Here is a 23,363-nt window from a genome sequence, read left to right as displayed (position 1 = left end):
ATCATCATGACCAGATCAAGCGAATCATCATCGCCCGGGTTCATCGGCGTCGTAACGCTCCTGTTTATCGCGCTTACATCGCTCTTTCTGCTGATAGGCGGCGCGTACCTGCTCTCGCTCGGTGGCTCGGCGTATTACGTCGTGACCGGCGTCGTGCTGCTGGCAGTGACGTGGCTGCTGTATCGCCGCAGTCCCACTGCGCTCGTGCTCTACGCGCTCGTGCTCGGGGGCACTGCCATCTGGTCGCTGTGGGAGTCGGGTCCCGACTTCTGGGCGCTCGCGCCGCGCTCGGGGGTGCTCGTCGTGTTCGGCGTGTGGTTGCTGCTGCTCGTGAGCTGGCGTCTCGACGCGCCACGCAAGTTCGGCGTGCAGTCGCTCGTCGGCGCGCTCGTGATCTGGGCGGGCGTGCTCGTGTACGCCTGCTTCAACGATCCGCAGACGGTCAATGGCACGATGGCTTCGTCTGTCGGTTCGCCCGCCGCAAACGCCAACGGCATCGACGCCTCGGACTGGCCCGCGTACGGCCGCACTCAGGAAGGCACGCGCTACGCGCCGCTGCAGCAGATCACGCGGGACAACGTGAAGAACCTGCAGGTGGCCTGGACGTTCCGCACGAACGACATGAAAGGCCCGAACGATCCGGGTGAAATCACCGACGAAGTCACGCCAATCAAGATCGGCAATCTGCTCTACCTGTGCTCGCCGCACCAGAAGCTCTTCGCGCTCGACGCACAGAGCGGCGCGCTCAAGTGGACCTTCGATCCGAAGCTCAAGACCGATCCGTCGTTCCAGCACGTGACTTGCCGCGGCGTGTCGTATGTCGATCTGACGGCGAGCGCCGATGTATCGGCAACGGCTGTTCCGGCTAGCGACGCTGCTGCTTCGGCGCCGCAGGCCGCCGCACCGGCAAGCGACGCAGCCGTATCGGCTACGGGGGCGTGCTCGCGCCGTATCTACCTGCCGGTCAACGACGGCCACCTGTACGCGCTCGACGCACTGACAGGCGAGCGCTGCGCGGGCTTCGGCAGCAATGGCGACCTCGATCTCCAGCATGCCATGCCGGTCACCACGCCGGGTATGTACGAGCCCACTTCGCCGCCGGTCGTCACCAGCAAGGTGATCGTCGTAGCGGGCGCGGTGGAAGACAACTTCTCGAATCGGGAACCGTCGGGCGTGATCCGTGGTTACGACGTGCGCACGGGCCAGCTCATGTGGGCGTTCGATCCGGGCGCGAGTGATCCGAACCATATCCCGGGCCCGGACGAGCACTACACCTGGAACTCGCCGAACTCATGGGCGCCCGCCGCCTACGACGCGAAGCTCGACATCGTCTATCTGCCGATGGGCGTGCGTACGCCGGACATTTGGGGCGGCGACCGTACGCCGGAGATGGAGCGATACGCAAGCGGCCTGCTCGCGCTGCACGCGTCGACGGGCAAGCTGGCCTGGTTCTACCAGACCGCTCACCATGATCTGTGGGACATGGACATGCCGTCGCAGCCGACGCTCGCCGACATCACGACCAAGGACGGCAAGACCGTGCCGGTCGTGTACGGGCCGGCCAAGACCGGCAACCTGTTCGTGCTCGACCGCCGCACCGGCGAAACCGTCGTGCCGGCTCCGGAACTGCCGGTGCCGCAAGGCGCCGCGCCTGGCGACCGTACCTCGCCGACGCAACCGTTCTCCGAACTCACGTTCCGTCCGAAGAACCTGCTCACGGACAAGGACATGTGGGGCGCGACGATGTACGACCAATTGGTCTGCCGCGTGATGTTCCACAAGCTGCGGTATGAAGGCACCTTCACGCCGCCGTCGCTGCAAGGCACGCTGGTGTTCCCGGGCAACCTGGGCATGTTCGAGTGGGGCGGCATTGCGCTCGACACCGATCGTCAGATCGCCATCGCCAACCCGATTGCGCTGCCGTTCGTGTCGCGTCTGATCCCACGCGGTCCGGGCAACCCGATCGAACCGGCATCGGGTGCCAAGGGGAGCGGTACGGAATCGGGTATCCAGCCGCAGTACGGCGTGCCGTTTGGCGTGACGCTGAACCCGTTCCTCTCGCCGCTTGGCCTGCCCTGCAAGCAACCGGCATGGGGCTACATCGCCGGTATCGATCTGAAGACCAACGAGATCGTCTGGAAGAAGCGTATCGGCACGGTGCGTGACAGCTCGCCGATCCCGCTGCCGTTCAAGATGGGGATGCCGATGCTGGGCGGCCCGATGATCACGGCCGGTGGTGTGGCGTTCATCGGCGCAACGGCGGACAACTACATCCGCGCGTTCGACGTGAACAACGGCAAGCAACTCTGGGAAGCCCGCCTGCCGGCAGGCGGCCAGGCCACGCCGATGAGCTACTCGATCAACGGCAAGCAGTACGTCGTGATCGCCGCAGGCGGCCACGGCTCCTTCGGCACGAAGCTCGGCGATTACGTGATCGCTTACGCGCTGCCGAACTAACACGCGTTGCTGTTCGCACGGAGCGCCGGACAGAGGTATCGCTGCGCACGGTCCGATCCCCGAAACGGCATGCGTGGCATGCCGCTTTTTTTCCCGCTTTCTGGCGACTCTTTGGCCTTCGGCAAAATCTCGAAACCCGCGACGCCGCAAGGCCTCGCGGGTTTTTCTTTTGCGCGCCGCCTGAACCTGGCGAACGTGTCGAACGTGTTCACGTCCGCGTCGCATGTCGTATCGCCGCCACCGGGAAACACGGAGCGCGTGCCGTCCCGATGTCAATCGAAGTATGCTGTGGCGCGACCGGCGCGCGCGCTCGGGATTCGTCCAGCGCGCGGACCGGTGATCCGCGCCGCGCCCCGTCCGGCAGCCAGAACAAACACAAACAGACTTCGCCCGACCGTGGGGTGGCCATCATGATCATGTTGCGTTCGTGGAGTGCGATTCTTGCGTTGCTGATGCTTGCCGCGTGCGCCAGCCTGCCGCCGCAGGCTGATCGTGCGCCGACGCATGCGTTCTCCGATACCGAGAACACGCGCCTCGGCGCGGCGTTCCGCCAGCAGGCCGCCACCCATCCTGGGCAGGATGCGTTTCATCTGCTGCGCGACCCGGTCGATGCGCTCGACGCGCGCGTGCTGCTCGCCGATCGCGCGGACCGCTCGCTGGACCTTCAGTACTACATCTGGCACGACGACCTGACCGGACACGAGCTCGCGGATGCGATCATCCGCGCGGCCGATCGCGGGGTCCGCGTGCGCGCGCTGCTCGACGATCTCGGGACGAACGCGGACGACCGCAAGCTGCTCGAGATCAGCTCGCATCCGAACATCGAGATCCGGCTCTTCAATCCGGTCGCCACGCGCCACTTCAAGAAGATCGGCACGGTGCTCGAGTTCTCGCGGGTCAACCGGCGCATGCACAACAAGGCGATGATCGCGGACAACCAGGCGGCGATCGTCGGCGGCCGCAATATCGGCGACGAGTACTTCGGCGCGTCGTCGATGCTGGAGTTCGGCGATCTCGACGTGGTCGTGCACGGCCCGGTCGTGAACGACATCTCGACCGAATTCGATACGTTCTGGAATTCGCCGTACGCATATCCGGTCGATGTGCTGGTCGGGCACGACGCGGCGCCCGGCGGCCTCGACCGGGAGCGCGAACGGCTGCGCGATTACCTGCGCGCGATGGAGGACAATCCGTACGTGCTCGAAGCGCGGCAACGGCTCGACCAGATCGTGCACGGGCAGGGGACCGAGCTGTCGTGGGGGCAGGCGACGGTCCTGTATGACGATCCGGCGAAGATCGCACGCTCGCCGAAGGACAGCGACGGGCACCTGATGCCGCAACTGCGCGCACTCGCGCTGCGGCCCGAGCAGGAGCTGCTGATCGTGTCGCCGTACTTCGTGCCGGGCAAGGACATGGTCGAACGGCTGCGTGCGCTCACGGCGCGCGGCGTCCGAGTGACGATCCTGACAAACTCGCTCGCATCGACCGACGTCGCGGCCGTGCATGCCGGCTACCGGCGCTATCGGCGCGATCTCGTCGAAGCCGGCGTGCGGCTTTACGAGCGACGCCCGTTCGGCGACAAGAGCATCTCGAAGCAGGTCATCATCGGCTCGTCGCGCGCATCGCTGCATGCGAAGACGTATGTGTTCGATCGCAAGAGCATCTTCATCGGGTCGATGAATCTCGACCCGCGCTCGCTGAACCTCAATACCGAGATCGGCGTTTACTGCGAGAGCCCGGTGATTGCATCCGAAGTCGCGATGGATCTGGAGCCGCGGCTCGATCGAATCGCGTGGCGCGTCGAGTTGCGGACCGATCCGGCCGGGAAAGGGCGCCTCAAGTGGATTCAGACCGACGCGGACGGGAAGGTGACCGAACTCGATCACGAACCGGAAGTGTCGGCGGCGCGGCGCATGGAAGTGTGGTTTCTCGGCTTGTTTCCGATCGAATCGCAGCTGTGATTTCGTCTACGCGCGACAGCCGCGGGCGACGTGTGCCGACGGTCGTCGTCGATCGGGACGCGCCGCATGCACAGCCGCCGACACGGTTCCGGGCGCGCGCAACGACATGCACCCGGAACCGCACCTCATCGCACGATCAGCGCGCGAAATCCGCCGTGCTCTGGATGAACGCGTTCAGCTTCGAGATGTTCACGCTGCCGAAGCCCGTCGTCGCATCCCAGCCGGCCTTCGCCTTGTAGCCGTACGTGCCGCTGCCGTTGTTGCCGGACGTCACGTCGTGCAGCAGCGCCGCATTGCTCGGAAAGTACTTGTAGATGCTCGACGCCGGGAACCCGAGCGCGTTGTTGTTCGCCGATTGCAGCCGCGCCCAGATGCCGGTGAAGATCGGCGCGGCGAGGCTCGTGCCGCCTTCGTTGTTCAGGTAGCCCGAGCCCCACAGCGTGTCGGACGTCTGGCCGTTCACCACGAGGATCGCGCCGGTGCGCAGGTCGGCGTCGAAGCCGACGTCCGGTAGCGCGCGCTTGGTCGACCCGGTGAGGCTCGACGATTGCCACGCCGGCGCAGCTTCGTACTTGCTGTAGCCGCCGCCCGTCGACCACACGGTGCCCGGCTGCCAGCTCGGATCGTTCCAGACGATTTCGCTGTTGTACGCATTGGTCGACGTGTTGGTGAACAGCGTCGTGCCGCCCACCGCGATTACGTACGGCGACGTCGCGGGCTCGCTCACGGTGTAGGTCGAGCGCGACGGCGTGCCGCTCGCGCATTCGTACGCGCCGTGGTCACCGGCCGACACGGAGAAGGTTTGCCCCTGCGCGACGGCCTGCTTGAAGATCGTGTCGTCGGTCGCCTGCGAGCCGGTGCTGTACGAGGACGATTCGCACACGCCGAGCGACACGTTGATGACTTTCGCGACATTGTCGCTCACCGCCTTGTTGTACGCGGCGGTGATCGCCGTGAGCGTCATCGAGGGTGCCACGTAGAACACGACCTGCTTCACGCTGCCGCCGGCGGCGCCGACGATCGACTGGCTGTCGAGGTTCCATTCGACGGTGCCGGATGTATCGGTGTACGAACTGCCTGACGGACCCGTCGGCACGACGCTGCTGCTGATCGTGCCGAGACCGTTGTTCGCGGCGAACGTGTTGAGGTCGCTGACGGTCTGCGACAGGTCGCCTTCGGCGATGATGCCGACCGTGGTCTGCGAGGCCGTCGGCGTGCCGTCGCCGCCGTAGAGCGACGAGAATTCCGTCGGGTTGTGCGGCACCGCGGATGCGCCCGCGGGGATCGTCAGGTTGCTGGTGTTGCCTTGCGGCTTGCTGCCCGCGCCGGTGTGCATGAGTTCGACGTTCTGCAGGCCCAGCACCGCGCCGACGATGCCGCCGATCGCGTTCGGCACCTGCGCGGCATCGGTGTTCGCGTAGACGCTGCGGCCGTTGCGCGTGAAGCGCTTGAGCGTCGTGCGGAACGCCGACTTGATCGTTGCCGCGGTGCCGGAGGCGGACACGAGCAGGCGGTTCGGCGCAACCACGATGTTGACGAAGCCGGCCTGGCGCAGGTGCGCGACGACGGAGGCGACCTGCCGGTCGGTCGGCGCGTACTGCGCGGCGAACTGCGCCGGCGTGAGGAACTGCTTGTAGTGCGGCGAGCCGGGCGTATGCAGGTCGTGCAGGTACTGGTCGAGTTGCGCTTCGTTGCGCAGGTTCAGCCCGAGCACGATGTCGACCGATTCGCCGGGCGCCATCTCGGTGGCAGCCGCGGCAGCGGCGGCGGTGCTGGCCGCCGGCGCGCCGGCGGTACTGCTGCTTTCACCTTGCTGGACGAGCGGCAGGAAGCCCTTGGTGCGCGTTTCCGTCCAGCCGGCGGCCGGTGCGGCATGGACGCTCGCCATGCCGAACGAAGCGGCTGCCGCGGCGGCGAAGGCGAGCTTGACGATGCGGATGTGCTTTTGTTTCTTGTCTGCAACCTGATTCATGTTGAATTACCCCTCCGGTTGAACATCGAACGGCACGAACAACGACGGTCGACAGCGGCGCGGATCGTGCGCCGCCGATATCCGCCGCGCTCGCGCGGATGGCGCGGACGCGACGGGGCCTTTCGCCCGGTCCGCAAGGGTCGTGATCCTCGGGGGGCGAAATGCTGGAATGCTCGGCAGTGGAGGCGCTGCGCCGCGAAGCAGGCGGCCGCGCCAGCGGGTTTGATGCAGGCGGGATGACTAGAGCAACAGTTTCGGTGTCCTGCTCATTCGGTTCGGTCCTTCGGCCTGCTGCCGGACGGCAGCTGCCCAATCAATTGCATCGGGATGTTGCATGCGCCAACGGAAGAAGAGGCGGTCGGCGGCGAGAACGTCGGTGCGGCGCAAGCGCAATGCGTCGAGCGGAATCGATTGCGTGGTGGACAATTCGTCAGATTGCTTGAATCGGACGGTATCAAGAACGAAAGTTCGGTGTCAAACTTTTTCTGATTATATGAAACAAAATTAAATTGAATAAGCTGAAATGATTTTGAAAAGTTGTGGGGTATTTTGTAATTTTCAAGGACGCTGTCGGATGTAATGACGGATCGGCGCGCCGGATAATTGACGATTCCATTCGTAATGAGCGAATGGTTGTGGAGGAAACATTCGAGCCGTAGACACCGGCTGAGCCGGTCATGCGTCGCGCAGCGCGCTCGCCGGCGAATGCGTAACGCAATCCGGTCTGCCATCCGCACGGAAACTTCAACGGCGCTCCCGTCGCCGAAGCTCGAGCTTCGGCGTGTCGTGCCGCTCGACGGCCTGCAGGTCGTCGACGAGCCGGAACAGGCCGTCGATACAGTGCAGCAGGCGTTCGTCCGGCGCGTCGCCGCTTGCCGACGCAAGTGTCTTGATCTCGTCGAGCCGCGCTTCGAGTTCCGCAAGCGGCGCGCGCACGATGCGGTCCGCATCGGCGGGCGAGGTCGTTTCGAAGGCAGTTGCGTGCTTGAGGCGAACGGTCATGGCATTGAAGTCCTCGATGAATTGCGACATGGCGCTCGGGCAACCGTCGCGGTAAACCGCGCGCACCGAAAGATCGTCGGCGACGATCCGGCCGGCAGCGTGCGCGGCGGTGAGCGGGATGCCGGCGCGACGCCGGCCGCGCCGGCGAACGCAGCGAAGCGCGTTCGGCGCGCGAAGAAAACCGCCGCGCGTTGAGCGCGGCTATCCGTCGTTCGTTGGCGCGCGCACGGCGCGACCGGCGGTGGTCGCGCCAGCGGCATCCGTACGATCAGTCCGGCTTGCGCTCCGGCGCAACGGGCGGTGGCGGTTCGGCGTCCGGCGTGCCGGTGGCGTGGTCGCTGTTCTCATCGTTCTCGGGCGCGACGGGCCGCGAACCTTCGTCATACGCGACGAGGCTGCGCTGCGGATTCGCGATCCGGATTCCGCGTTCGCGGAACAGCACCGCGATGCGCCGATTGAATTCGCGCTGCACGCCCCAGCGCGCCGAGTCCTTGCACTGGATCTGTCCTGCCAGCGCGATCGCCGCGCCGTCGACCTGGTCGATGCCCCAGTAGCTGAAGTCCGACAGGATGCCGTCCTTGTAATCCGGATCGTCGCGCAACGCGGCGCCGATCTCCTTCAGTGTCGCGATCGCGCGATCGATGTCCTGGCCGTAGGCGATGCTGACCTTGACGGCCGCGTTGCCGAGCCCACGATTCGTATTGTTGACGGTCGTCACCGAGCTGAACGGGATCGTGTACAGCGATCCGTCGCCCGCGCGCAGCCGCACGGTGCGGATCGACAGATATTCGACCGTGCCGGATACGCCGGCGAGCGTGACCCAGTCGCCCACCTGCATCGCGTTCTCCATCAGCAGGAAGATCCCGGTGATGAAGTCCTGCACGAGCTTCTGCGAGCCGAAGCCGAGCGCGACGCCGAAGATGCTGGCGCCGGCGAGCAGCGGACCGATGTTCACGCCGATTTCGCTGAGGCCGGTCAGCACGACGACGAGCGCGATCATGATGAACAGCAGCGAACGCAGCATCGGCAGCAGCGTGCGCAAGCGCGCCGCGCGCACGAGGTTGCCTTCGCGTGTCCACTGCTGCAGGCGGCGCTCGATTGCGATGTTCGCGGCTTCCCAGACGATCAGCGCGACGACGGCTGCAATCGCGATCGTGATCAGCGCCGACGCGAGCCGATGGCCGATCGTGCCGGTCGCGAACGCGTGGAAGATCGGCACGCCCCAGGTCTGCAGCAGCAGCACGACGGTCACGACGGCGATCGCCGCCGACACGACCTGGCGCACCAGCGGGTAGTAGCGGTACGCGTGCAGGTGGACGAGCGTGCGGTCGTCGTCGCGGCGCTGGAACACCCGCGCGAGCGCGCCGAACACGACGATCGACACGATCCGCATGCCGATCATCACGGCGATCGAGCGGCCGCCGAGCGTGATCAGCACGCGGTAGCCGTTGTGGACGTCGAGCGCCCACACGAACCACAACGCCATCACGACGAACACGGACACGGGCGCCCACGCGTCGGCAAGCGCGTTGCCGACCATCGCGAAGGCCGGCCGATCCTCGCCGGCCGCGCGGATGCGCGCGGCGACCGGCTGGCGGCACCGGAGGATCAGCGCCGAGATCATCAAGTGGCCGACGAGCGCGACCGCCTTCAGCAGCGCGACGTGACCGGCGTCGCTGAGGCCGAAGCTCGCGGCGATCTCGACCGCGGCCGTGCTGGCGCCGACGACCATCACGATCCGCGCGATCGCGCGCTGCGCGAACGCGGCCCATGCGTCGCTGATGTGCAGCAGCCGCAGCTGCCGCGCGTCGGGCTGGAAGAACAGCCGGCTGACGATCGTCACGAGGCGGCAGATCACGTAGATGTCGATCAGCGATTCGAGTGCCGTTTGGGTCGGCGTGCCGGCGCCGTCGAGGACCGACATCGTCAGGCTCGCGATGCCGACGAATACCAGCAGTGGTATCACCCGCAGTGCGAGGCTGACCAGCGCGCGCGGCATCCGGCGCAGCAGCGTGGTGTGGCGCCGCGCATGGCCGCGACCTTGCGACGACGTATCGGGCGTGCCGGTGCCGTCGGCGCGGGCAGCGGTGGCGGCCGGTTCCGGCGTCGAAGCGCGGTCGCCGGGACCGGGCGGTTCGGGTTCGGGTGAATCGGCGTCGGCATCTGCATTTGCATCGGCCCGGCGCGACGATCCGGTGCGGCGCGCGCTCAGCGCGGCCAGCGCGCGCCGCAGCAGCCGCTTCGCGAACCATTCGACGGCGAGCGCGGGCACGAGCACGGCGAGGATGATCAAGATCGCGCGCGTGAGATCGGCACGTTGGTCGGCGCGTACGAGCCGCTCGTGCCACCAGTTGCCGACCGAGCCGACGTCGAGCAGCGAGCGCAGCGATTCGTTCAGCGCGCCGCCGATTTCACCGGCCCAGCGCGATCCCTGCCGCACGAGCATCGACGCGAGCCCGTTCGTCGTGAGTGCGGCCGGAGCGGTGCCAGCCGATGCCGCGCTGGCCGGCGCCGCGGCGCTCGCCGCGAGCGCGGGCGTGCTCAGCACGCCGACGGCCGCGATCGCGCGCAATGTCGTTTCGACCTGCTCGCGCTCGCGCGGGTTTTGCAGGACGGAGAGGGCCTGCTGCGCCTGCTGCGGCGTCAGCGCGGGCACGGCGCCGGAGGCGGCCGAGGCGGCGGCCGGGGCAGGGGCGGCCGCGTGGGCGGCCGATACGACGGCGGCGAGCAGCCAGCCGAGCAGGAAATATCGCATGGGTAGGCGTGCGGGCGCGCATCGGAACGTGACCCGCCGGTCTGGACGATGGACGGAAGTTAACATGATTGCCATCGGAACCGGATAGTTCCGTCGACGAATATTCGAATCGGGCATGCGGCAGGCGGTGCGGGCGTTTGCGCGCTGCCGTGCGGTTCCTTTCGCGTGGCGGTGTCTAGCGCCGGCCGTTCACGATCCGTGATGAGGGCGGGTCGTCGGGTGTTGGCGTGCGGTCCCGCCGCAAGCGAAAGCGCAGGATCGGGAACGAAACGTGCTCGCCGGTGATTCGATGGATGGCCAACCGTGGCTTCGACTATGGGCTATGGGTGGAGAATTCCGGATTCCTGATGAATCAACCCCCGATCGTCGTGAAAGACCGGCAATACATGCTCGGCGATTTCCTCGATGACCTCGCGCACGGGCCGGTCCGAGCCGGGATTCAGCGTCACGTGGTGCGTGCCGGCTGCCCGCATGTCCCGCAGGATGTCGATGAGCGCATTCCGACCGGTCGCATAGCCGAGCGGCAGCGCGGTGGGCGGTGCATCGCGATTCGCATCGAGATCGAGCCGCATCGATACGCCGAACGCGCGAAAGCCCGGCGGTGCAAGCCGGTCGACGGCCGCGCGCCACATTGAATAACGAGCGCGCTGCGTGTCCGGGTCGCGATGATAGGTCATCCAGCCGATCGCGTTCCGTGCGATCCAGTCGACGCTTTGCCCGCCGGAGCCGACAGCAAGCATCGGCACCGCGTCGTCGCCGCGCGGCATCAGCGTGAACTCGGGCGCGTCGGGTGGCGTTTCGTCGGGCAGCACACGGGACGGCACGCCGAGCGCGGCCGCGACGATGTCCCAATGCCGGCGATACCGGTCGCGCCGCGTTTGCGCGTCGACGCCGAACGCCGCATATTCGGGTGGCCGGTCGCCCGAGCCGAGGCCGAGGAGGAAGCGCCCGCCGGACAGCGTCGCGACCGACAGCGCGCCTTTCGCGATATGCAGCGGATGACGCAGCGGCAGCACGATCGCGCCGCTGGCAAGCACGATCCGGCGCGTGCGTGACGCGAGCGCGCCGAGCAGCACCCACGGATCGAGATGCCCGACCGGGTCGGGATAATCGGCGCTGTTGAGCGGCACGTCGCGAACCCACAGTGCGCGAAAGCCGAGCGAATCGGCCAGCGCCGCGAGTTCGAGCTGCTCGTTGAAATCCGCGACGGTACGGCCGCTGCGCAGCAGCGGCAGCGTCAGGCCGATCGACAGCCGCTCGGCCGAGAAGACGCGCCGCGCGACGTCGGCGCGGCCGGAGGCGGGCAGGGTCATGTCCATTCCTTGGAGACGGGGCGAAGCCGGTGCGCGCGCCGCACCGTGTCCGAATGCTAACGTGTTTGCGCGCCGCCTGCGGCGCGCGGCGGTATCGGCGATTCCGGCATGATCGGCACCGTCGGTCATCCGGCAATCAATCAGCATGAACGTACGTCGGCGCGTCGTAGCCGGTCTTGCGGCGAGCAGCGTGCTGTCCGTGGTTGCAGGCGGTGCTCGCGGGTTCGACGAGCGCGTTCGACCATGCATGCGCGGCCAGGGTCGCACGACTGACTGTAAGCGGATCGTCGGCATCGAACCGACGCAAACGCGCCGCCCGCGCACGCGTCACATGCGTGCAACACCGGCGTCGCATCCGGTGCGATCGATCGCGCGGGCCGTTTCCCCTCGTTTCACTTTCGAAACGTTCACGCCTGTCTGTCGCCGTGCGATTTGCATCGGGGTCGTTTCACGGCCCGCGCGGCCTTGCACGGCGAAGCATGGTGCGCTCCTTGCATGTCTGTATGCGCCGTGAGCGCGATCGCCGGGCGCAGCAGGGGCCCGGCCGTCGCTTCAGTAGGTCGGACGCATCGAAGACGGGGACAAGAGAATGAGAACAGACCGAATCGCAACGTGCCATGTTGCAAACATGAATCGCCGACCTGCCCGTGATTTCGCGTCGCCGTTGATTACGGCGACATGAGCGCGCGGCTTTTCGTTTCATCCGGACCCATCCGGTTCGTTCCGAACGACGACATGCAGGCGTGACGCACGAGGCCGACCCGTGCCGGTCGGCCGTCGGGGATGAACCGCCGGTGCGCGGATGGGCGACCATGACTTCCGGATCGTCATGCCGACGCGCGAAACGCACGCGCGCCGCACGCGAAGCATGCGTGCGTGTGCCGTGCGCCGTGCCGCGCGGCGATCCTCGCAAACATCAGGGCAATTTCAGGAATTCGAAGGTGTAGTCCCGGGGAAGGTCTGCCGGCGGCGTTGCGGCGGATCCGACGACATTGTGCTGTCAGTTGATCCACTACCCCGATGGATCAATTGTTGATGCGCCCATCGCCATGTGGTCGATGGGCGTCTTTTTTTGCGGCGCCGGTGTCGCGCGCGGACCGCCGGCCGGATCGCGCGGCGTTCTGTATCATGTGCTGGCGCGCCGGCCGCACGGCCGGCCACTGCGCCCGATCACGCGCCGCCAACATGAACGACATCGCCTTGCCCGACCCCTCATCCGCCGGCATCGAACCGGCCGCGCTCGATGCGCTGCACGCGTTCGTCGAGCGCCATCCGCGGCTGCTCGTGCTGACCGGTGCGGGCATCAGCACGGATTCCGGCATTCCCGGCTATCGCGACCGCAACGGTCAATGGATGCGCTCGCCGCCGATCCAGCTCCACGAATTCCTCGGTTCCGACGCTGCGCGCCGCCGCTACTGGGCGCGCAGCATGATCGGCTGGCCCGTGGTGGGCCGTGCGCAGCCGAACCGCTCGCATGTCGCGCTCGCGCGGCTCGGCGGCACCGGCCGGATCGAGCGCCTCGTCACGCAGAACGTCGACGGGCTGCACCAGCGCGCGGGCAGCGGCGACGTGATCGAATTGCATGGCGGCATCAACGGCGTCACGTGCCTCGACTGCGGCGCGCATCACGCGCGCGCGACGATCCAGGCCGTGCTCGAAACGGACAACCCCGAGCTGCTCGGCGCGCACGCGGAACCCGCCGCCGACGGCGACGCGCATCTCGAATGGGCCGCGCTCGACACGTTCCGCATTCCTGCCTGCCCGGCCTGCGGCGGGCTGCTGAAGCCGGCGGTGGTGTTCTTCGGCGAGAACGTGCCGCGCGAGCGCGTCGCGCTGGCGTCGCAGGCGCTCGATGCGGCCGATGCGCTGCTCGTCGTCGGCTCGTCGCTGATGGTGTATTCCGGCTACCGGTTCTGCGTGTGGGCCCAGGCGCAGAACAAGCCCGTCGCCGCGCTGAACCTTGGCCATACGCGCGCCGATCCGATGCTGACGCTGAAGGTCGAGGCGCGTTGCGCGCCCGCGCTCGACGCGCTGAACGCGCGGCTGGGCGTCGCCGGCAGCGCGCCGGAGCACGCATCGTGACCGGGCCGACGTCGTCGTCCGATCCGTCCGCGCGGCTGTCGGCGCCGGCGGCCGAGCGCAATCGCGGGCCGATCCTCGACGTGTTGCGCCGCGTGCTGCCGGCTACCGGCGACGTGCTCGAGATCGCGAGCGGCACCGGGCAGCATGCGGTCCATTTCGCGCAGGCGCTGCCGGGGCTGCGCTGGCAGCCGAGCGATCCCGACGCGCACGCGCGCCGCTCGATCGCCGCGTGGGTCGCGCACGCCGGCCTCGCGAACCTGGCCGAGCCGCTGGCATTCGACGTGCGCGACGCGTCGTGGCCGGCCGCGGCGTTCGACGCGATCGTCTGCATCAACATGATCCACATCTCGCCGTGGGCCTGCACCGATGCGCTGTTCGCCGGCGCGTCGCGCGTGCTGCGTCCGGGCGGCGTGTTGTTCCTGTACGGCCCGTATCGCCGCGCAGGCCGGCACACGGCGCCGTCCAACGAGGCATTCGACCAGCAGTTGCGCAGCCGCGATCCGTCGTGGGGCGTGCGCGATCTCGAGGCGGTCGTCGCGCTCGGCCTCGACCGCGGGCTCGACTGCATCGAGGTCGTCGACATGCCGGCGAACAACCTGAGCGTCGTGTTCCGGCGCCTGCCGCACGCGGAGCAATGACACGCAAGCGCGCATCGCGGCCGGGTTTCCACTATCCTTTCGCCTGTGCGCGCGGCCCGGCTCGGGTCGCGCCCCGTTTTTTCCGGAGAATTGACTAATGGGCAAACAAGCAATCGGTGTGATCGGGCTGGCGGTGATGGGCCGCAATCTCGCACTCAATATCGAGAGCCGCGGTTACGCGGTGTCGGTGTACAACCGCAGCCGCGAGAAAACCGACGAACTGATCGCCGAATTCCCCGGCCGCAATCTGGTGCCGACCTATACGCTCGAGGAGTTCGTCGCGTCGCTCGAGACGCCGCGCCGGATCCTGATGATGGTGAAGGCCGGCGAAGCGACCGATGCGACGATCGCATCGCTCAAGCCGCTGCTCGAGAAGGGCGACGTGCTGATCGACGGCGGCAATACGCACTTCACGGACACGATCCGCCGCAACCAGGAGCTCGCGCAATCGGGCCTGCATTTCATCGGCACCGGCGTGTCGGGCGGCGAAGAGGGCGCGCTGCGCGGCCCGTCGATCATGCCCGGCGGCCAGCGCGACGCGTACGACCTGGTCGAGCCGATCCTCAAGCAGATCGCCGCGAAGGCGCCGTCGGACGGCGAGCCGTGCGTGGCGTACATGGGGCCGGACGGTGCGGGCCACTACGTGAAGATGGTCCACAACGGCATCGAGTACGGCGACATGCAGCTGATCGCCGAGAGCTATGCGGTGCTGAAGGACGTCGCGGGCCTGACCAACGACGAACTCGGCGCGGTCTACACCGAGTGGAACCAGGGCGAGCTCGACAGCTACCTGATCGAGATCACGTCGAAGATCTTCGGCAAGAAGGACGAAGAGACCGGCAAGCACCTCGTCGACGTGATCCTCGATCGCGCCGCGCAGAAGGGCACCGGCAAGTGGACCAGCCAGAACGCGCTGGACCTGGGCGTGCCGCTGCCGCTGATCACCGAGTCGGTGTTCGCGCGCGTGCTGTCGTCGCTGAAGACCGAGCGCGTCGCGGCCAGCAAGATCCTGTCGGGCCCGGCCGCCGCGCCGTTCGACGGCGATCGTGCCGCGTTCGTCGAAGCCGTGCGCCGCGCGCTGTACCTGAGCAAGGTGATCTCGTACGCGCAGGGCTTCGCGCAACTGCGCACGGCATCCGAAGAGTACGGCTGGAACCTCGATCTCGGGACGATCGCGAAGATCTTCCGCGCGGGCTGCATCATCCGCGCGCGTTTCCTGCAGAAGATCACGGACGCGTACGCGAAGGATCCGGCGCTCGCGAACCTGCTGCTCGACCCGTACTTCAAGGACATCGCCGCGAATTACCAGGCGTCGCTGCGCGACGTGGTGGTGGCCGCGGTGAAGGCAGGCGTGCCGGTGCCGGCGTTCGCGTCGGCGGTCGCGTACTTCGACAGCTACCGTTCCGAGCGGCTGCCGGCGAACCTTGTGCAGGCGCAGCGCGACTTCTTCGGCGCCCACACGTTCGAGCGTACCGACAAGCCGGGCAGCTTCCACGCGAACTGGTCGTAACCGGCAGGCGAGGACGGTATTGTTGCGAAATTCTATTCCTTGAGTAGGGTTTTTCGTTCCCGGATCCCGCAATTGTTGGTTCCGAGGAAACAGTGTTTTCGCTCTTTCATGGTTTTCCCTAGGTGATCTCGGGGCTAAACTTTGTTCCATCGCTGCAGACATGGTGTGTGCGGCGGAGCAAAAAAATCCCGGAGGTAATCATGAAATCGCTGATCGCAACGTTCGCTGCAGCTGCCGTCCTCGCCGTTCCCGCCGTCTCGTTCGCCCAACAGAACGCCCCCGTCACCCGTGCGCAGGTGAAGGCCGAACTGGCCCAGCTGCAACAGGCCGGCTACAAGCTGGGCAGCGACCGTACCGACTACCCGGCAAGCATCCAGGCAGCTGAAGCCCGCGTAAACCCGCAACAGAACGTCGCCGCTGCCGATACGAGCGGCTACGGTGCGCAACCGGCCGCCCAGCAAGAATCGGGCGCCCCGGCCGCTGCCAAGACCGGCTGGCAGGTCAAGCGCGTGTCGGACGGTGCACCGGTCTACAAGGGTCGTTGAGCGTCATCGATCGCCGGCCGCATGGGCGGCCTGATCTGACCCCTGCGCAGTACACACAGCCCGTCGTTCCGAATCACGGAACGACGGGCTGTATTCATTGGCGGCGCCCGCCGCGTCAGTGCAGCGGCCGCGGGCCGCGGCCGATGTCCCGGAACAGCGCGTCGCCCGGTTCCAGCGCCTGCAGCCATGCTTCGTCGTAGCCGCTCAGCGTGTCGAGCGCATCGCGCAGCCGCTCGATTGCGAGTACCGGCAGCTCGACGCTGTGCCGGGTAGCGCCGCTCAGGTGCGCGACGCTCGCCAACTGGACGAGGGCGTCCGCGGCTTCGGCGACGTCCGTCGCGAACAGCAGGTGCCGGTTGAGCAGTTCGACGAGGCCGCTGGAACCGGCGAAATCCTCGGCGTTGAGCTGCACGGACAGAAACGTCGCATTGTTCATGGTTTTTCTCCTCGTTATCGCTGGAACGTGTGGTGCTCCTCCGAGTATAGGAGGCGGCCGGCAGCGGGGCGGCGCTCATGGGCGCGATACGGCTGCCCGCCGCGGGACGGCCGGCCCGAAGTCCGCGGGACACCCTGCGCGGCGCGGCCCGCAGCCCGCCGGTACCCGTTCGTGGCGCCGCAAGATTGTTGCCGGCTGGGGCGCCTGCCGCGGTCCTGACCGCGACAAATGGTATCTTTGCCGGTCGGGACGACGCAGAAATGGCGCGAAAAAGGGGCCGGTGAGCCCTTTCGCGTCGACGTCCCGCGGTGGAAACTGACGGCCGCGAGAGCGGTCGGATACTGGTTGGTCCGGCCGTTCGGCCGGACATCGTGCGTCGGACGCTGGAGGGCGGTGGGCGGCGCAACGACGCAAATCCGGGAGGACCCTTGAGAAAAACGATTCCGATCCACGATGCGCTCACGCGCTGGTTGCCGCAGGCGGCGTTCGTCGCCGCGGCCGCCGCGCTGACGGGCTGTACGATGACGCCGTGGACCGACAGCTGGCAGCCGGTGCGGCCGTCGACGCCTGCGTCGGTCGCCACGCCGGGCGTGATCGCCGGCTATTACCGCGTAAATCCGGGCGACACGCTCGCCGGCATCGCCGCCGCCTACGGGCAGCGCGTGCAGGACCTGGCCGGCTGGAACCACATGTCGCCGAATGACGCCGTGTATCCCGGCCAGGTGCTGCGCGTCGCGCCGCCGCCTGCGGCGACGTCGCTCGGGCAGCCGTCCGCGGCGGCCGCGCAGCCGGGCTCGCTGGCATGGCCGGCCATGGGTATCGTCGCGACGCCGTTCTCGGCCGGCAAGACGCGCGGCATCGTGATCGCCGCGTCGGGGCCCGACCGTTCGGTGCGGGCCGCGGCCAACGGGCGGGTGGTGTACGCCGGCTCCGGCGTCAAGGCGTATGGCCCGCTCGTGATCCTGAAGCACGACAACGGGCTCATCACGGCCTACGGGCACAACGGCAGGCTGCTCGTCAACGAAGGCGACGCGGTGCGCGCGGGCCAGCCGGTCGCCGAGATGGGCACCGACGCGAGCGGCCGCGCGACGTTCGAGTTCGAAGTCCGGCAGAACGGCAAGGTCGTCGACCCGATGAACTTCCTGCCGCGCAACGGCGGCTGACGCGCCGCTTCACGACGTGTGCGCCGTGCGGCGCACACGCTCCCGCTCCGGCCTTCACCCTTCCTCGAGCGCCGCGGCGTCGGACTGCCTCGCATGATTGCCGAGCCAGCGGATGCCTAGCGCGAGCCCTGCCGCGCCGAGCGCGATCAGCGAGCACTGGATCGCGACCGGCAGGTAGCCGTGCGGCCGCGGATCGACGAACGGATAGGGATACCAGTTCTCCAGCGCGCCGCGCACGAGCGTATAGGCGAGATAGATGACCGGAAAGCCGAGCCACGCGACCGCGCTGCGCCACGGGATCGGCGAGCGCGGCTCCACGTACAGCCAGTCGCACAGCACCACGAGCGGCACGATCCGGTGCAGGACCCAGTTGTTGAGGGCCGGCGTGACGTGGCGCAGCGCATCGAGCCGTGCGAGCAGCAGTTCGTAGACGATCGCGGTGATCAGCACGTAGAGCACGGCGGCGCCGCGCATCGATTCGTAGCGGGCCGAGCCGGGACGCGTGATGCGCGACAGCCCCGCGACCAGCATGGCCGCTGCATACAGGCTGCTCAGTTGGGTGAAGTAGCTGAGGTAGTTGCCGAGATGGAAGGCCGGCATGCCCCAGTTGCCGGCGACGCTGTGCAGCGTGGTGGACACCGCGAGCAACGCGGCGATCAGCCGGTAGGCCGCAACGAAGATCGCTTTGCTCATGATGCCCGCGCAACGTCGCACCAAAGCTTCATCGTGCCACAGCCGCGCACGCGCGCGATGCGGATTTTCCATACGGCGGCACCGTGGAACGGGCCGCGCGGATTCGTCGGATATTTGATCCGGTCGCACAACGCCGGCCACGCGCGAGGCTACAATCGGGGCAGCCGCCGGGCACCGGCCAGCCCGGCACGGGCCTCCCCCGCATACCACACGAGAAACACGAGACAACGCATGAAAAACATCCTCGCGAAACAGACGCGCTACAGCGCGCCCGCAATTTTCTTCCACTGGGTCATCTTCCTGTTGGTGGCACTCGCCTACCTGGCCATCGAGATTCGCGGACCGAAAGGCAGCGACAGCCGCGTGTTCTGGATGAACGTGCACTTGCTGGCAGGCACGTTCGTGCTCGTGCTGTCCGTGCTGCGCGTGCTGTGGCGGATGATCAGCCGCGTGCCGGACCCGATTCCGCAGGCGACGCTGCTCAAGTGGCTGTCGATGCTCGCCCATGTCGCGCTGTATGTCTTCATCATCGCGCAGCCGCTGCTCGGCATCATGCTCGTCAACATGGGCGGCAAGCCCGTGTCGCTCGACTGGATCGGCGTGTCGTTCACGCTGTTCGGCCCCGACAAGGCGCTGCGGCCGACGATCAAGGAAGCGCACGAACTGATCGGCAACGCGTTCTACTTCGTGATCGGCCTGCATGCGCTGGCCGCGCTTTACCACCACTTCATCCGGCGCGACGACGTGCTGCGACGCATGGCGCCGTGATCGCCGCGCGCTGAAGCCGCGCAGCATCCGGGGGCGCATGGTTGTTGACGCAACCATGCGCCCCCGATCCGTTTACCCCGATGCGCGGCTGGCCATCGCGGCGAACATTCTGTAACATCTCGGCTGTTTTTACGTTCCGCTTACGCATCGCCGCGCATGCTGCACCGACATCGTCACCTGACCGCCTGGCTCGGCGTGTTCGCGATCTGGCTCGCGATCGCGGCGCCGCTGGTGTCGCAGTGGCGCATCGCGCAGGCGACGACTCCCGATGCAATCGTCTGTAGTGCAGAGCATGGTGCGCACCGTGCGCCCGATGCAGGCCACGCGCACGATTATGCGCGGCATCTCGATGCGTGCGGCTACTGCGGCTTCTTCGCGCACAGTCCAGCGATCGGCGGCGCGGCCGCCGTATCGTTCGCCTTCGTCCCCGCTCATGCCGTTTCCGCCGCCGCGCCGCATGCCGTCGCGGCGCGCGCCGACCGCTACCCGCGCGCATATCCACGCGCACCGCCCGAGCGCGCCTGACGCGCTGCCTTCCGTTTCTTTCATCGCCGATATCCGTGCGGTCCGTCGAGGCCGCGTGGAGGGCGTCACTCGGGCTTTCGATCATGACCATTCTTTCCTTGCGCGCGCCGAGGGCGTCGCGCCATTCCCGTGTGCGGCGCGTGCCGCGCATGCTGAAACTCACCGTTCCCGCGCTCGCCGTCGGCGCGATGACCGCGGCGGCGGCCGCGACCGAATCCGCACGTGCGTCCGGGGCGCCGACGGACGACGCGGCCACGCTGCTGTCGCCCGTCGAAGTCGTTGCGTCGCCGCTGACGACGCCGCTCGTCGTCGTCACGGATCCGAAGACGCCGCGCCAGCCGCTGCCGGCGAGCGACGGCGCGGACTACCTGAAGACGATTCCCGGCTTCACGTCGATCCGCAGCGGCGGGACGAACGGCGACCCCGTGCTGCGCGGGATGTTCGGTTCGCGGCTGAACATTCTCGCGAACGGGATGCCGACGCTCGGCGCCTGCCCGAACCGGATGGACGCGCCGACCTCGTATATCGCGCCGGAAAGCTATGACAAGGTCACCGTCGTGAAGGGCCCGCAGACCGTGCTGTACGGCCCCGGCGCCTCGGCCGGCACCGTGCTGTTCGAACGCGTGACGCCGCGTTTCGAGCGTCCCGGCATGCGGTTCGACGGCAGCGTGGTCGGCGGCTCGTTCGGCCGCAACGACCAGAACGTCGACGTGACGGCCGGCACGCCGGACGTCTACGGCCGCGTGACCGCGAACCACGCGCATGCGCAGGACTACGACGACGGCAACGGCAATGCCGTGCCGTCGCAATGGGACAAGTGGAACGCCGACGCGGCGCTCGGCTGGACCCCCGACGATCACACACGCGTCGAGCTGACGGCGGGCACCGGCGACGGCTACGCGCGCTACGCCGGGCGTGGGATGGACGGCGCGCATTTCCGCCGCGAGACGTTCGGCCTGTCGTTCGACAAGCGGCATCTCGGCGACGTGCTCGACCGGATCGAGGCGCGCGTGTACTACAACGAAGCCGACCACGTGATGGACAACTATACGTTGCGGCAGCCCGACCCGACCAGCAGCATGCCGATGCGAATGGCATCCGAGGTGCGGCGCCGCACGCTCGGCGCGCGGGCGGCGGCGACCTTCCGTTTCGGTGACGACTTCAAGCTCGTGACCGGCGTCGACGCGCAGTCGAACCGGCTCGACGCGCGCTCGGCGATGGGGCGGCAGAACTACGGCGACCAGCCGTGGGATGCGCAGGCGACGATGTGGAACGCAGGTGCGTTCGGCGAGCTGACGTGGTATGCGAGCGATGCGTCGCGCGTGATCGGCGGCGCGCGGGTCGACTACGCGAGCGCGCGCGACAAGCGTGCGACGACAAGCGGGATGATGGCGAGCAAGCCGAATCCGACTTTCGACGACGATCGCGCGCGCGTGCTGCCGAGTGGATTCGTGCGCTACGAGCGCGATCTCGCGTCGCTGCCGGTCACATGGTATGCGGGGATCGGCCATGCGCAACGCTATCCCGACTACTGGGAGCTGTTCTCCGCGAAGCGCGGGCCCGCCGGCTCGATCAACGCGTTCTCGGCAGTGCAGCCGGAGAAGACCACGCAGCTCGACATCGGCGCGCAGTACAAGAGCGATCGGTTCGATGCATGGGTGTCGGCCTACGCGGGATATGTACAGGACTACATCCTGTTCAACTACGCGGCCGGGATGATGGGAACGACCACACAGGCAACCAACGTCAACGCGCAGATCATGGGCGGCGAAGCCGGCGTATCGTGGCGGCCGGTCGCGCCGCTGCGCGTCGAGACGTCGCTCGCGTATGCGTGGGGGCGCAACGCGACGAGTGGCGATCCGCTGCCGCAGATGCCGCCGCTCGAGGCGCGCTTCGGGCTCGAGTACACGCGCGGCGCATGGTCGGCCGGCGGGCTGTGGCGGGTCGTTGCGCCGCAGCATCGCTATGCGGTGAACGACGGCAACGTGGTCGGCAAGGACTTCGGCCCGAGCGCCGGCTTCGGCGTGCTGTCGCTGCATGCGCAGTACAACGTCAGCAAGAAGGTGCAGATCTCGATCGGCGTCGACAACGTGCTGGACAAGGCCTACACCGAGCACCTCAACCTCGCCGGCAACGCGGGCTTCGGCTATCCGGCGAACGCGCCGGTAATGGAGCCGGGGCGCACGGCATGGGTGCGCGTGAGCGCGAAACTGTGACGTGCGGCGCGCGTGTGCGATGCAGCATGCGGGCGCGTGAATGCAGCCCCCGCCCGAACGGGCGGGGCGCGTCAACCGATTAGAGAACCGTATCTAGTCAGGGCGCAAACGTTCGCGACTCGTGATTCACTCCCGCATTCGATGCACACGGTACCCGCGACCGTTCGCGACGTGCCGTGCGCGTCGATCCGATCTCATTCGCACCGGCAGCACAATAATCAGGAGAACATGCATGGCCAGATCGATGCGTTCCAGGATGGTGGCAGGGGCAGTGGCATGCGTGATGAGCGTCGCGCCATTCGCGGGGACGGCCGCGGTGATGACGCTCGCGACGACGCACGCGGCGATGGCGGCAACCGCGCCGGCGGACAATTACGCGGCGACGCGTTACCCGATCATCCTCGTGCACGGGCTCACCGGCACCGACAAGTACGCGGGCGTGCTCGAGTACTGGTACGGCATCCAGGAAGACCTGCAGCAGCACGGCGCGACCGTCTACGTCGCGAACCTGTCGGGGTTCCAGAGCGACGACGGGCCGAACGGGCGCGGCGAACAGCTGCTCGCTTACGTGAAGACGGTGCTTGCCGCGACCGGCGCGACCAAGGTGAACCTGGTCGGTCACAGCCAGGGCGGCCTCACGTCGCGTTATGTCGCTGCCGTCGCGCCCGATCTCGTCGCGTCGGTCACGACGATCGGCACGCCGCATCGCGGCTCGGAGTTCGCCGATTTCGTGCAGGGCGTGCTCGCCTACGATCCGACCGGATTGTCGTCGTCGGTGATCGCCGCGTTCGTCAATGTGTTCGGCATCCTGACGAGCAGCAGCAACAACACGAACCAGGACGCGCTCGCCGCACTGAAGACGCTGACGACCGCCCAGGCCGCCGCGTACAACCGGAATTACCCGAGTGCCGGCCTCGGCGCGCCGGGCAGTTGCCAGACGGGCGCGCCGACGGAGACCGTCGGCGGCAATACGCACCTGCTGTATTCGTGGGCCGGCACGGCGGTCCAGCCGACCGTTTCCGCATTCGGCGTCACCGGCGCGACGGATACCAGCACGATCCCGGTGATCGATCCGGCGAATGCGCTCGACCTGTCGACACTCGCATTGTTCGGCACGGGCACGGTGATGATCAATCGCGGCTCAGGCCAGAACGACGGGCTCGTGTCGAAGTGCAGCGCGCTGTACGGGAAGGTGCTGGGCACGAGCTACAAGTGGAACCATCTCGACGAGATCAACCAGTTGCTCGGCGTGCGCGGTGCGTATGCGGAAGATCCGGTCGCGGTGATCCGCACGCATGCGAACCGGCTGCAGCTCGCGGGCGTGTAA

The 23,363-nt window shown here is 67.5% G+C and carries 19 protein-coding genes; 12 read left to right on the top strand and 7 right to left on the bottom strand.

Annotation, left to right across the window (positions count from 1 at the left end; genetic code table 11):
* Positions 1-6: 6 nt before the first annotated feature.
* A complete protein-coding gene (locus DID99_RS32310; RefSeq protein ID WP_124486421.1) occupies positions 7-2,457 on the top strand; it encodes a glucose/quinate/shikimate family membrane-bound PQQ-dependent dehydrogenase in 2,451 nt (816 codons plus the stop codon).
* Between the two features lie 410 nt (positions 2,458-2,867).
* Entirely contained in the window at positions 2,868-4,418 is a 1,551-nt protein-coding gene (locus DID99_RS32300; protein ID WP_124646442.1) for a phospholipase D family protein, read from the top strand.
* 136 nt (positions 4,419-4,554) lie between these two features.
* Here the strand turns inward: DID99_RS32300 and DID99_RS32295 are convergent, their stop codons facing one another.
* The 3 genes from DID99_RS32295 to DID99_RS32285 all read right to left on the bottom strand — a co-directional run bounded on the left by DID99_RS32295 (position 4,555) and on the right by DID99_RS32285 (position 7,392).
* On the bottom strand, positions 4,555-6,390 hold the full coding sequence (locus tag DID99_RS32295) for a protease pro-enzyme activation domain-containing protein (RefSeq protein WP_124646441.1): 1,836 nt from the start codon (positions 6,388-6,390) through the stop codon (positions 4,555-4,557).
* Positions 6,391-6,630: 240 nt separating this feature from the next.
* Positions 6,631-6,816 (bottom strand): hypothetical protein, encoded by a 186-nt coding sequence (locus tag DID99_RS32290; protein ID WP_124521312.1) that lies wholly within the window; start codon positions 6,814-6,816, stop codon positions 6,631-6,633.
* A gap of 318 nt (positions 6,817-7,134) precedes the next feature.
* Positions 7,135-7,392 carry a hypothetical protein gene (locus tag DID99_RS32285; protein ID WP_124646440.1) on the bottom strand — a complete coding sequence of 86 codons (258 nt, stop codon included), beginning with the start codon at positions 7,390-7,392 and terminating at the stop codon, positions 7,135-7,137.
* On the opposite strand from DID99_RS32285, the gene DID99_RS32280 reads away from it, so the two are divergent.
* Complete coding sequence (locus DID99_RS32280) at positions 7,372-7,587, top strand: hypothetical protein (protein WP_124646439.1); 216 nt, start codon at positions 7,372-7,374, stop codon at positions 7,585-7,587. The two genes, DID99_RS32285 and DID99_RS32280, sit on opposite strands and share 21 nt — an antisense overlap.
* 73 nt (positions 7,588-7,660) lie before the next feature.
* Here the strand turns inward: DID99_RS32280 and DID99_RS32275 are convergent, their stop codons facing one another.
* On the bottom strand, positions 7,661-10,147 hold the full coding sequence (locus tag DID99_RS32275) for a mechanosensitive ion channel domain-containing protein (protein WP_124646450.1): 2,487 nt from the start codon (positions 10,145-10,147) through the stop codon (positions 7,661-7,663).
* Between the two features lie 320 nt (positions 10,148-10,467).
* Positions 10,468-11,460: an LLM class oxidoreductase gene (locus DID99_RS32270; RefSeq protein ID WP_185643557.1), complete on the bottom strand. Its 993-nt coding sequence runs from the start codon at positions 11,458-11,460 to the stop codon at positions 10,468-10,470.
* Between the two features lie 1,185 nt (positions 11,461-12,645).
* Between DID99_RS32270 and DID99_RS32260 the strand changes: the two genes are divergently transcribed.
* The 4 genes from DID99_RS32260 (at position 12,646) to DID99_RS32245 (ending at position 16,235) form a co-directional block, all read left to right on the top strand.
* Positions 12,646-13,542, top strand: a complete 897-nt coding sequence (locus DID99_RS32260) for an NAD-dependent protein deacetylase (protein ID WP_124486414.1) — start codon at positions 12,646-12,648, stop codon at positions 13,540-13,542.
* Positions 13,539-14,180 (top strand): DUF938 domain-containing protein, encoded by a 642-nt coding sequence (locus DID99_RS32255; RefSeq protein ID WP_124570558.1) that lies wholly within the window; start codon positions 13,539-13,541, stop codon positions 14,178-14,180. The genes DID99_RS32260 and DID99_RS32255 overlap by 4 nt, the downstream gene beginning before the upstream one ends.
* Positions 14,181-14,277: 97 nt before the next feature.
* Positions 14,278-15,690: an NADP-dependent phosphogluconate dehydrogenase gene (gene gndA, locus DID99_RS32250; RefSeq protein ID WP_044845293.1), complete on the top strand. Its 1,413-nt coding sequence runs from the start codon at positions 14,278-14,280 to the stop codon at positions 15,688-15,690.
* A 200-nt stretch (positions 15,691-15,890) separates the two neighbouring features.
* The gene (locus DID99_RS32245; protein WP_044845294.1) at positions 15,891-16,235 is read left to right on the top strand and encodes a DUF4148 domain-containing protein; all 345 of its coding nucleotides are present in this window, start codon (positions 15,891-15,893) and stop codon (positions 16,233-16,235) included.
* Positions 16,236-16,350: 115 nt separating this feature from the next.
* On the opposite strand, the gene DID99_RS32240 is transcribed toward DID99_RS32245, so the two are convergent.
* Positions 16,351-16,671: a hypothetical protein gene (locus tag DID99_RS32240; RefSeq protein WP_044845295.1), complete on the bottom strand. Its 321-nt coding sequence runs from the start codon at positions 16,669-16,671 to the stop codon at positions 16,351-16,353.
* A gap of 428 nt (positions 16,672-17,099) precedes the next feature.
* On the opposite strand from DID99_RS32240, the gene DID99_RS32235 reads away from it, so the two are divergent.
* On the top strand, positions 17,100-17,834 hold the full coding sequence (locus DID99_RS32235) for a peptidoglycan DD-metalloendopeptidase family protein (RefSeq protein ID WP_124521934.1): 735 nt from the start codon (positions 17,100-17,102) through the stop codon (positions 17,832-17,834).
* A 54-nt stretch (positions 17,835-17,888) separates the two neighbouring features.
* Here DID99_RS32235 and DID99_RS32230 read toward each other — a convergent pair whose 3' ends face one another.
* Positions 17,889-18,527, bottom strand: a complete 639-nt coding sequence (locus DID99_RS32230) for a Pr6Pr family membrane protein (protein WP_124521933.1) — start codon at positions 18,525-18,527, stop codon at positions 17,889-17,891.
* A gap of 231 nt (positions 18,528-18,758) precedes the next feature.
* On the opposite strand from DID99_RS32230, the gene DID99_RS32225 reads away from it, so the two are divergent.
* From DID99_RS32225 to DID99_RS32205, 4 genes are all read left to right on the top strand, one after another.
* A complete protein-coding gene (locus DID99_RS32225; protein WP_124486410.1) occupies positions 18,759-19,295 on the top strand; it encodes a cytochrome b in 537 nt (178 codons plus the stop codon).
* A 156-nt stretch (positions 19,296-19,451) separates the two neighbouring features.
* The gene (locus DID99_RS32220) at positions 19,452-19,820 is read left to right on the top strand and encodes a DUF2946 domain-containing protein (RefSeq protein WP_044845298.1); all 369 of its coding nucleotides are present in this window, start codon (positions 19,452-19,454) and stop codon (positions 19,818-19,820) included.
* An 83-nt stretch (positions 19,821-19,903) separates the two neighbouring features.
* Positions 19,904-22,036: a TonB-dependent copper receptor gene (locus tag DID99_RS32210; protein WP_124668339.1), complete on the top strand. Its 2,133-nt coding sequence runs from the start codon at positions 19,904-19,906 to the stop codon at positions 22,034-22,036.
* Between the two features lie 232 nt (positions 22,037-22,268).
* Entirely contained in the window at positions 22,269-23,363 is a 1,095-nt protein-coding gene (locus tag DID99_RS32205; RefSeq protein ID WP_124668338.1) for a triacylglycerol lipase, read from the top strand.

The organism is Burkholderia sp. Bp8986, assembly GCF_003854225.1.
Lineage (GTDB): Bacteria > Pseudomonadota > Gammaproteobacteria > Burkholderiales > Burkholderiaceae > Burkholderia.
The sequence above is the reverse complement of the archived record's forward strand: the minus strand, read 5'-3'. Positions and strand labels throughout refer to the sequence as shown.

What these genes read in the sequence shown, in the direction of transcription:
- DID99_RS32310 (WP_124486421.1), top strand. Translation starts at nt 7, where the DNA reads ATGACCAGATCAAGCGAATCATCATCGCCCGGGTTCATCGGCGTCGTA.
- DID99_RS32300 (WP_124646442.1), top strand. Translation starts at nt 2,868, where the DNA reads ATGATCATGTTGCGTTCGTGGAGTGCGATTCTTGCGTTGCTGATGCTT.
- DID99_RS32295 (WP_124646441.1), bottom strand. Translation starts at nt 6,390, where the DNA reads ATGAATCAGGTTGCAGACAAGAAACAAAAGCACATCCGCATCGTCAAG.
- DID99_RS32285 (WP_124646440.1), bottom strand. Translation starts at nt 7,392, where the DNA reads ATGACCGTTCGCCTCAAGCACGCAACTGCCTTCGAAACGACCTCGCCC.
- DID99_RS32275 (WP_124646450.1), bottom strand. Translation starts at nt 10,147, where the DNA reads ATGCGATATTTCCTGCTCGGCTGGCTGCTCGCCGCCGTCGTATCGGCC.
- DID99_RS32270 (WP_185643557.1), bottom strand. Translation starts at nt 11,460, where the DNA reads ATGACCCTGCCCGCCTCCGGCCGCGCCGACGTCGCGCGGCGCGTCTTC.
- DID99_RS32260 (WP_124486414.1), top strand. Translation starts at nt 12,646, where the DNA reads ATGAACGACATCGCCTTGCCCGACCCCTCATCCGCCGGCATCGAACCG.
- gndA (WP_044845293.1), top strand. Translation starts at nt 14,278, where the DNA reads ATGGGCAAACAAGCAATCGGTGTGATCGGGCTGGCGGTGATGGGCCGC.
- DID99_RS32245 (WP_044845294.1), top strand. Translation starts at nt 15,891, where the DNA reads ATGAAATCGCTGATCGCAACGTTCGCTGCAGCTGCCGTCCTCGCCGTT.
- DID99_RS32240 (WP_044845295.1), bottom strand. Translation starts at nt 16,671, where the DNA reads ATGAACAATGCGACGTTTCTGTCCGTGCAGCTCAACGCCGAGGATTTC.
- DID99_RS32230 (WP_124521933.1), bottom strand. Translation starts at nt 18,527, where the DNA reads ATGAGCAAAGCGATCTTCGTTGCGGCCTACCGGCTGATCGCCGCGTTG.
- DID99_RS32225 (WP_124486410.1), top strand. Translation starts at nt 18,759, where the DNA reads ATGAAAAACATCCTCGCGAAACAGACGCGCTACAGCGCGCCCGCAATT.
- DID99_RS32220 (WP_044845298.1), top strand. Translation starts at nt 19,452, where the DNA reads ATGCTGCACCGACATCGTCACCTGACCGCCTGGCTCGGCGTGTTCGCG.
- DID99_RS32210 (WP_124668339.1), top strand. Translation starts at nt 19,904, where the DNA reads ATGACCATTCTTTCCTTGCGCGCGCCGAGGGCGTCGCGCCATTCCCGT.
- DID99_RS32205 (WP_124668338.1), top strand. Translation starts at nt 22,269, where the DNA reads ATGGCCAGATCGATGCGTTCCAGGATGGTGGCAGGGGCAGTGGCATGC.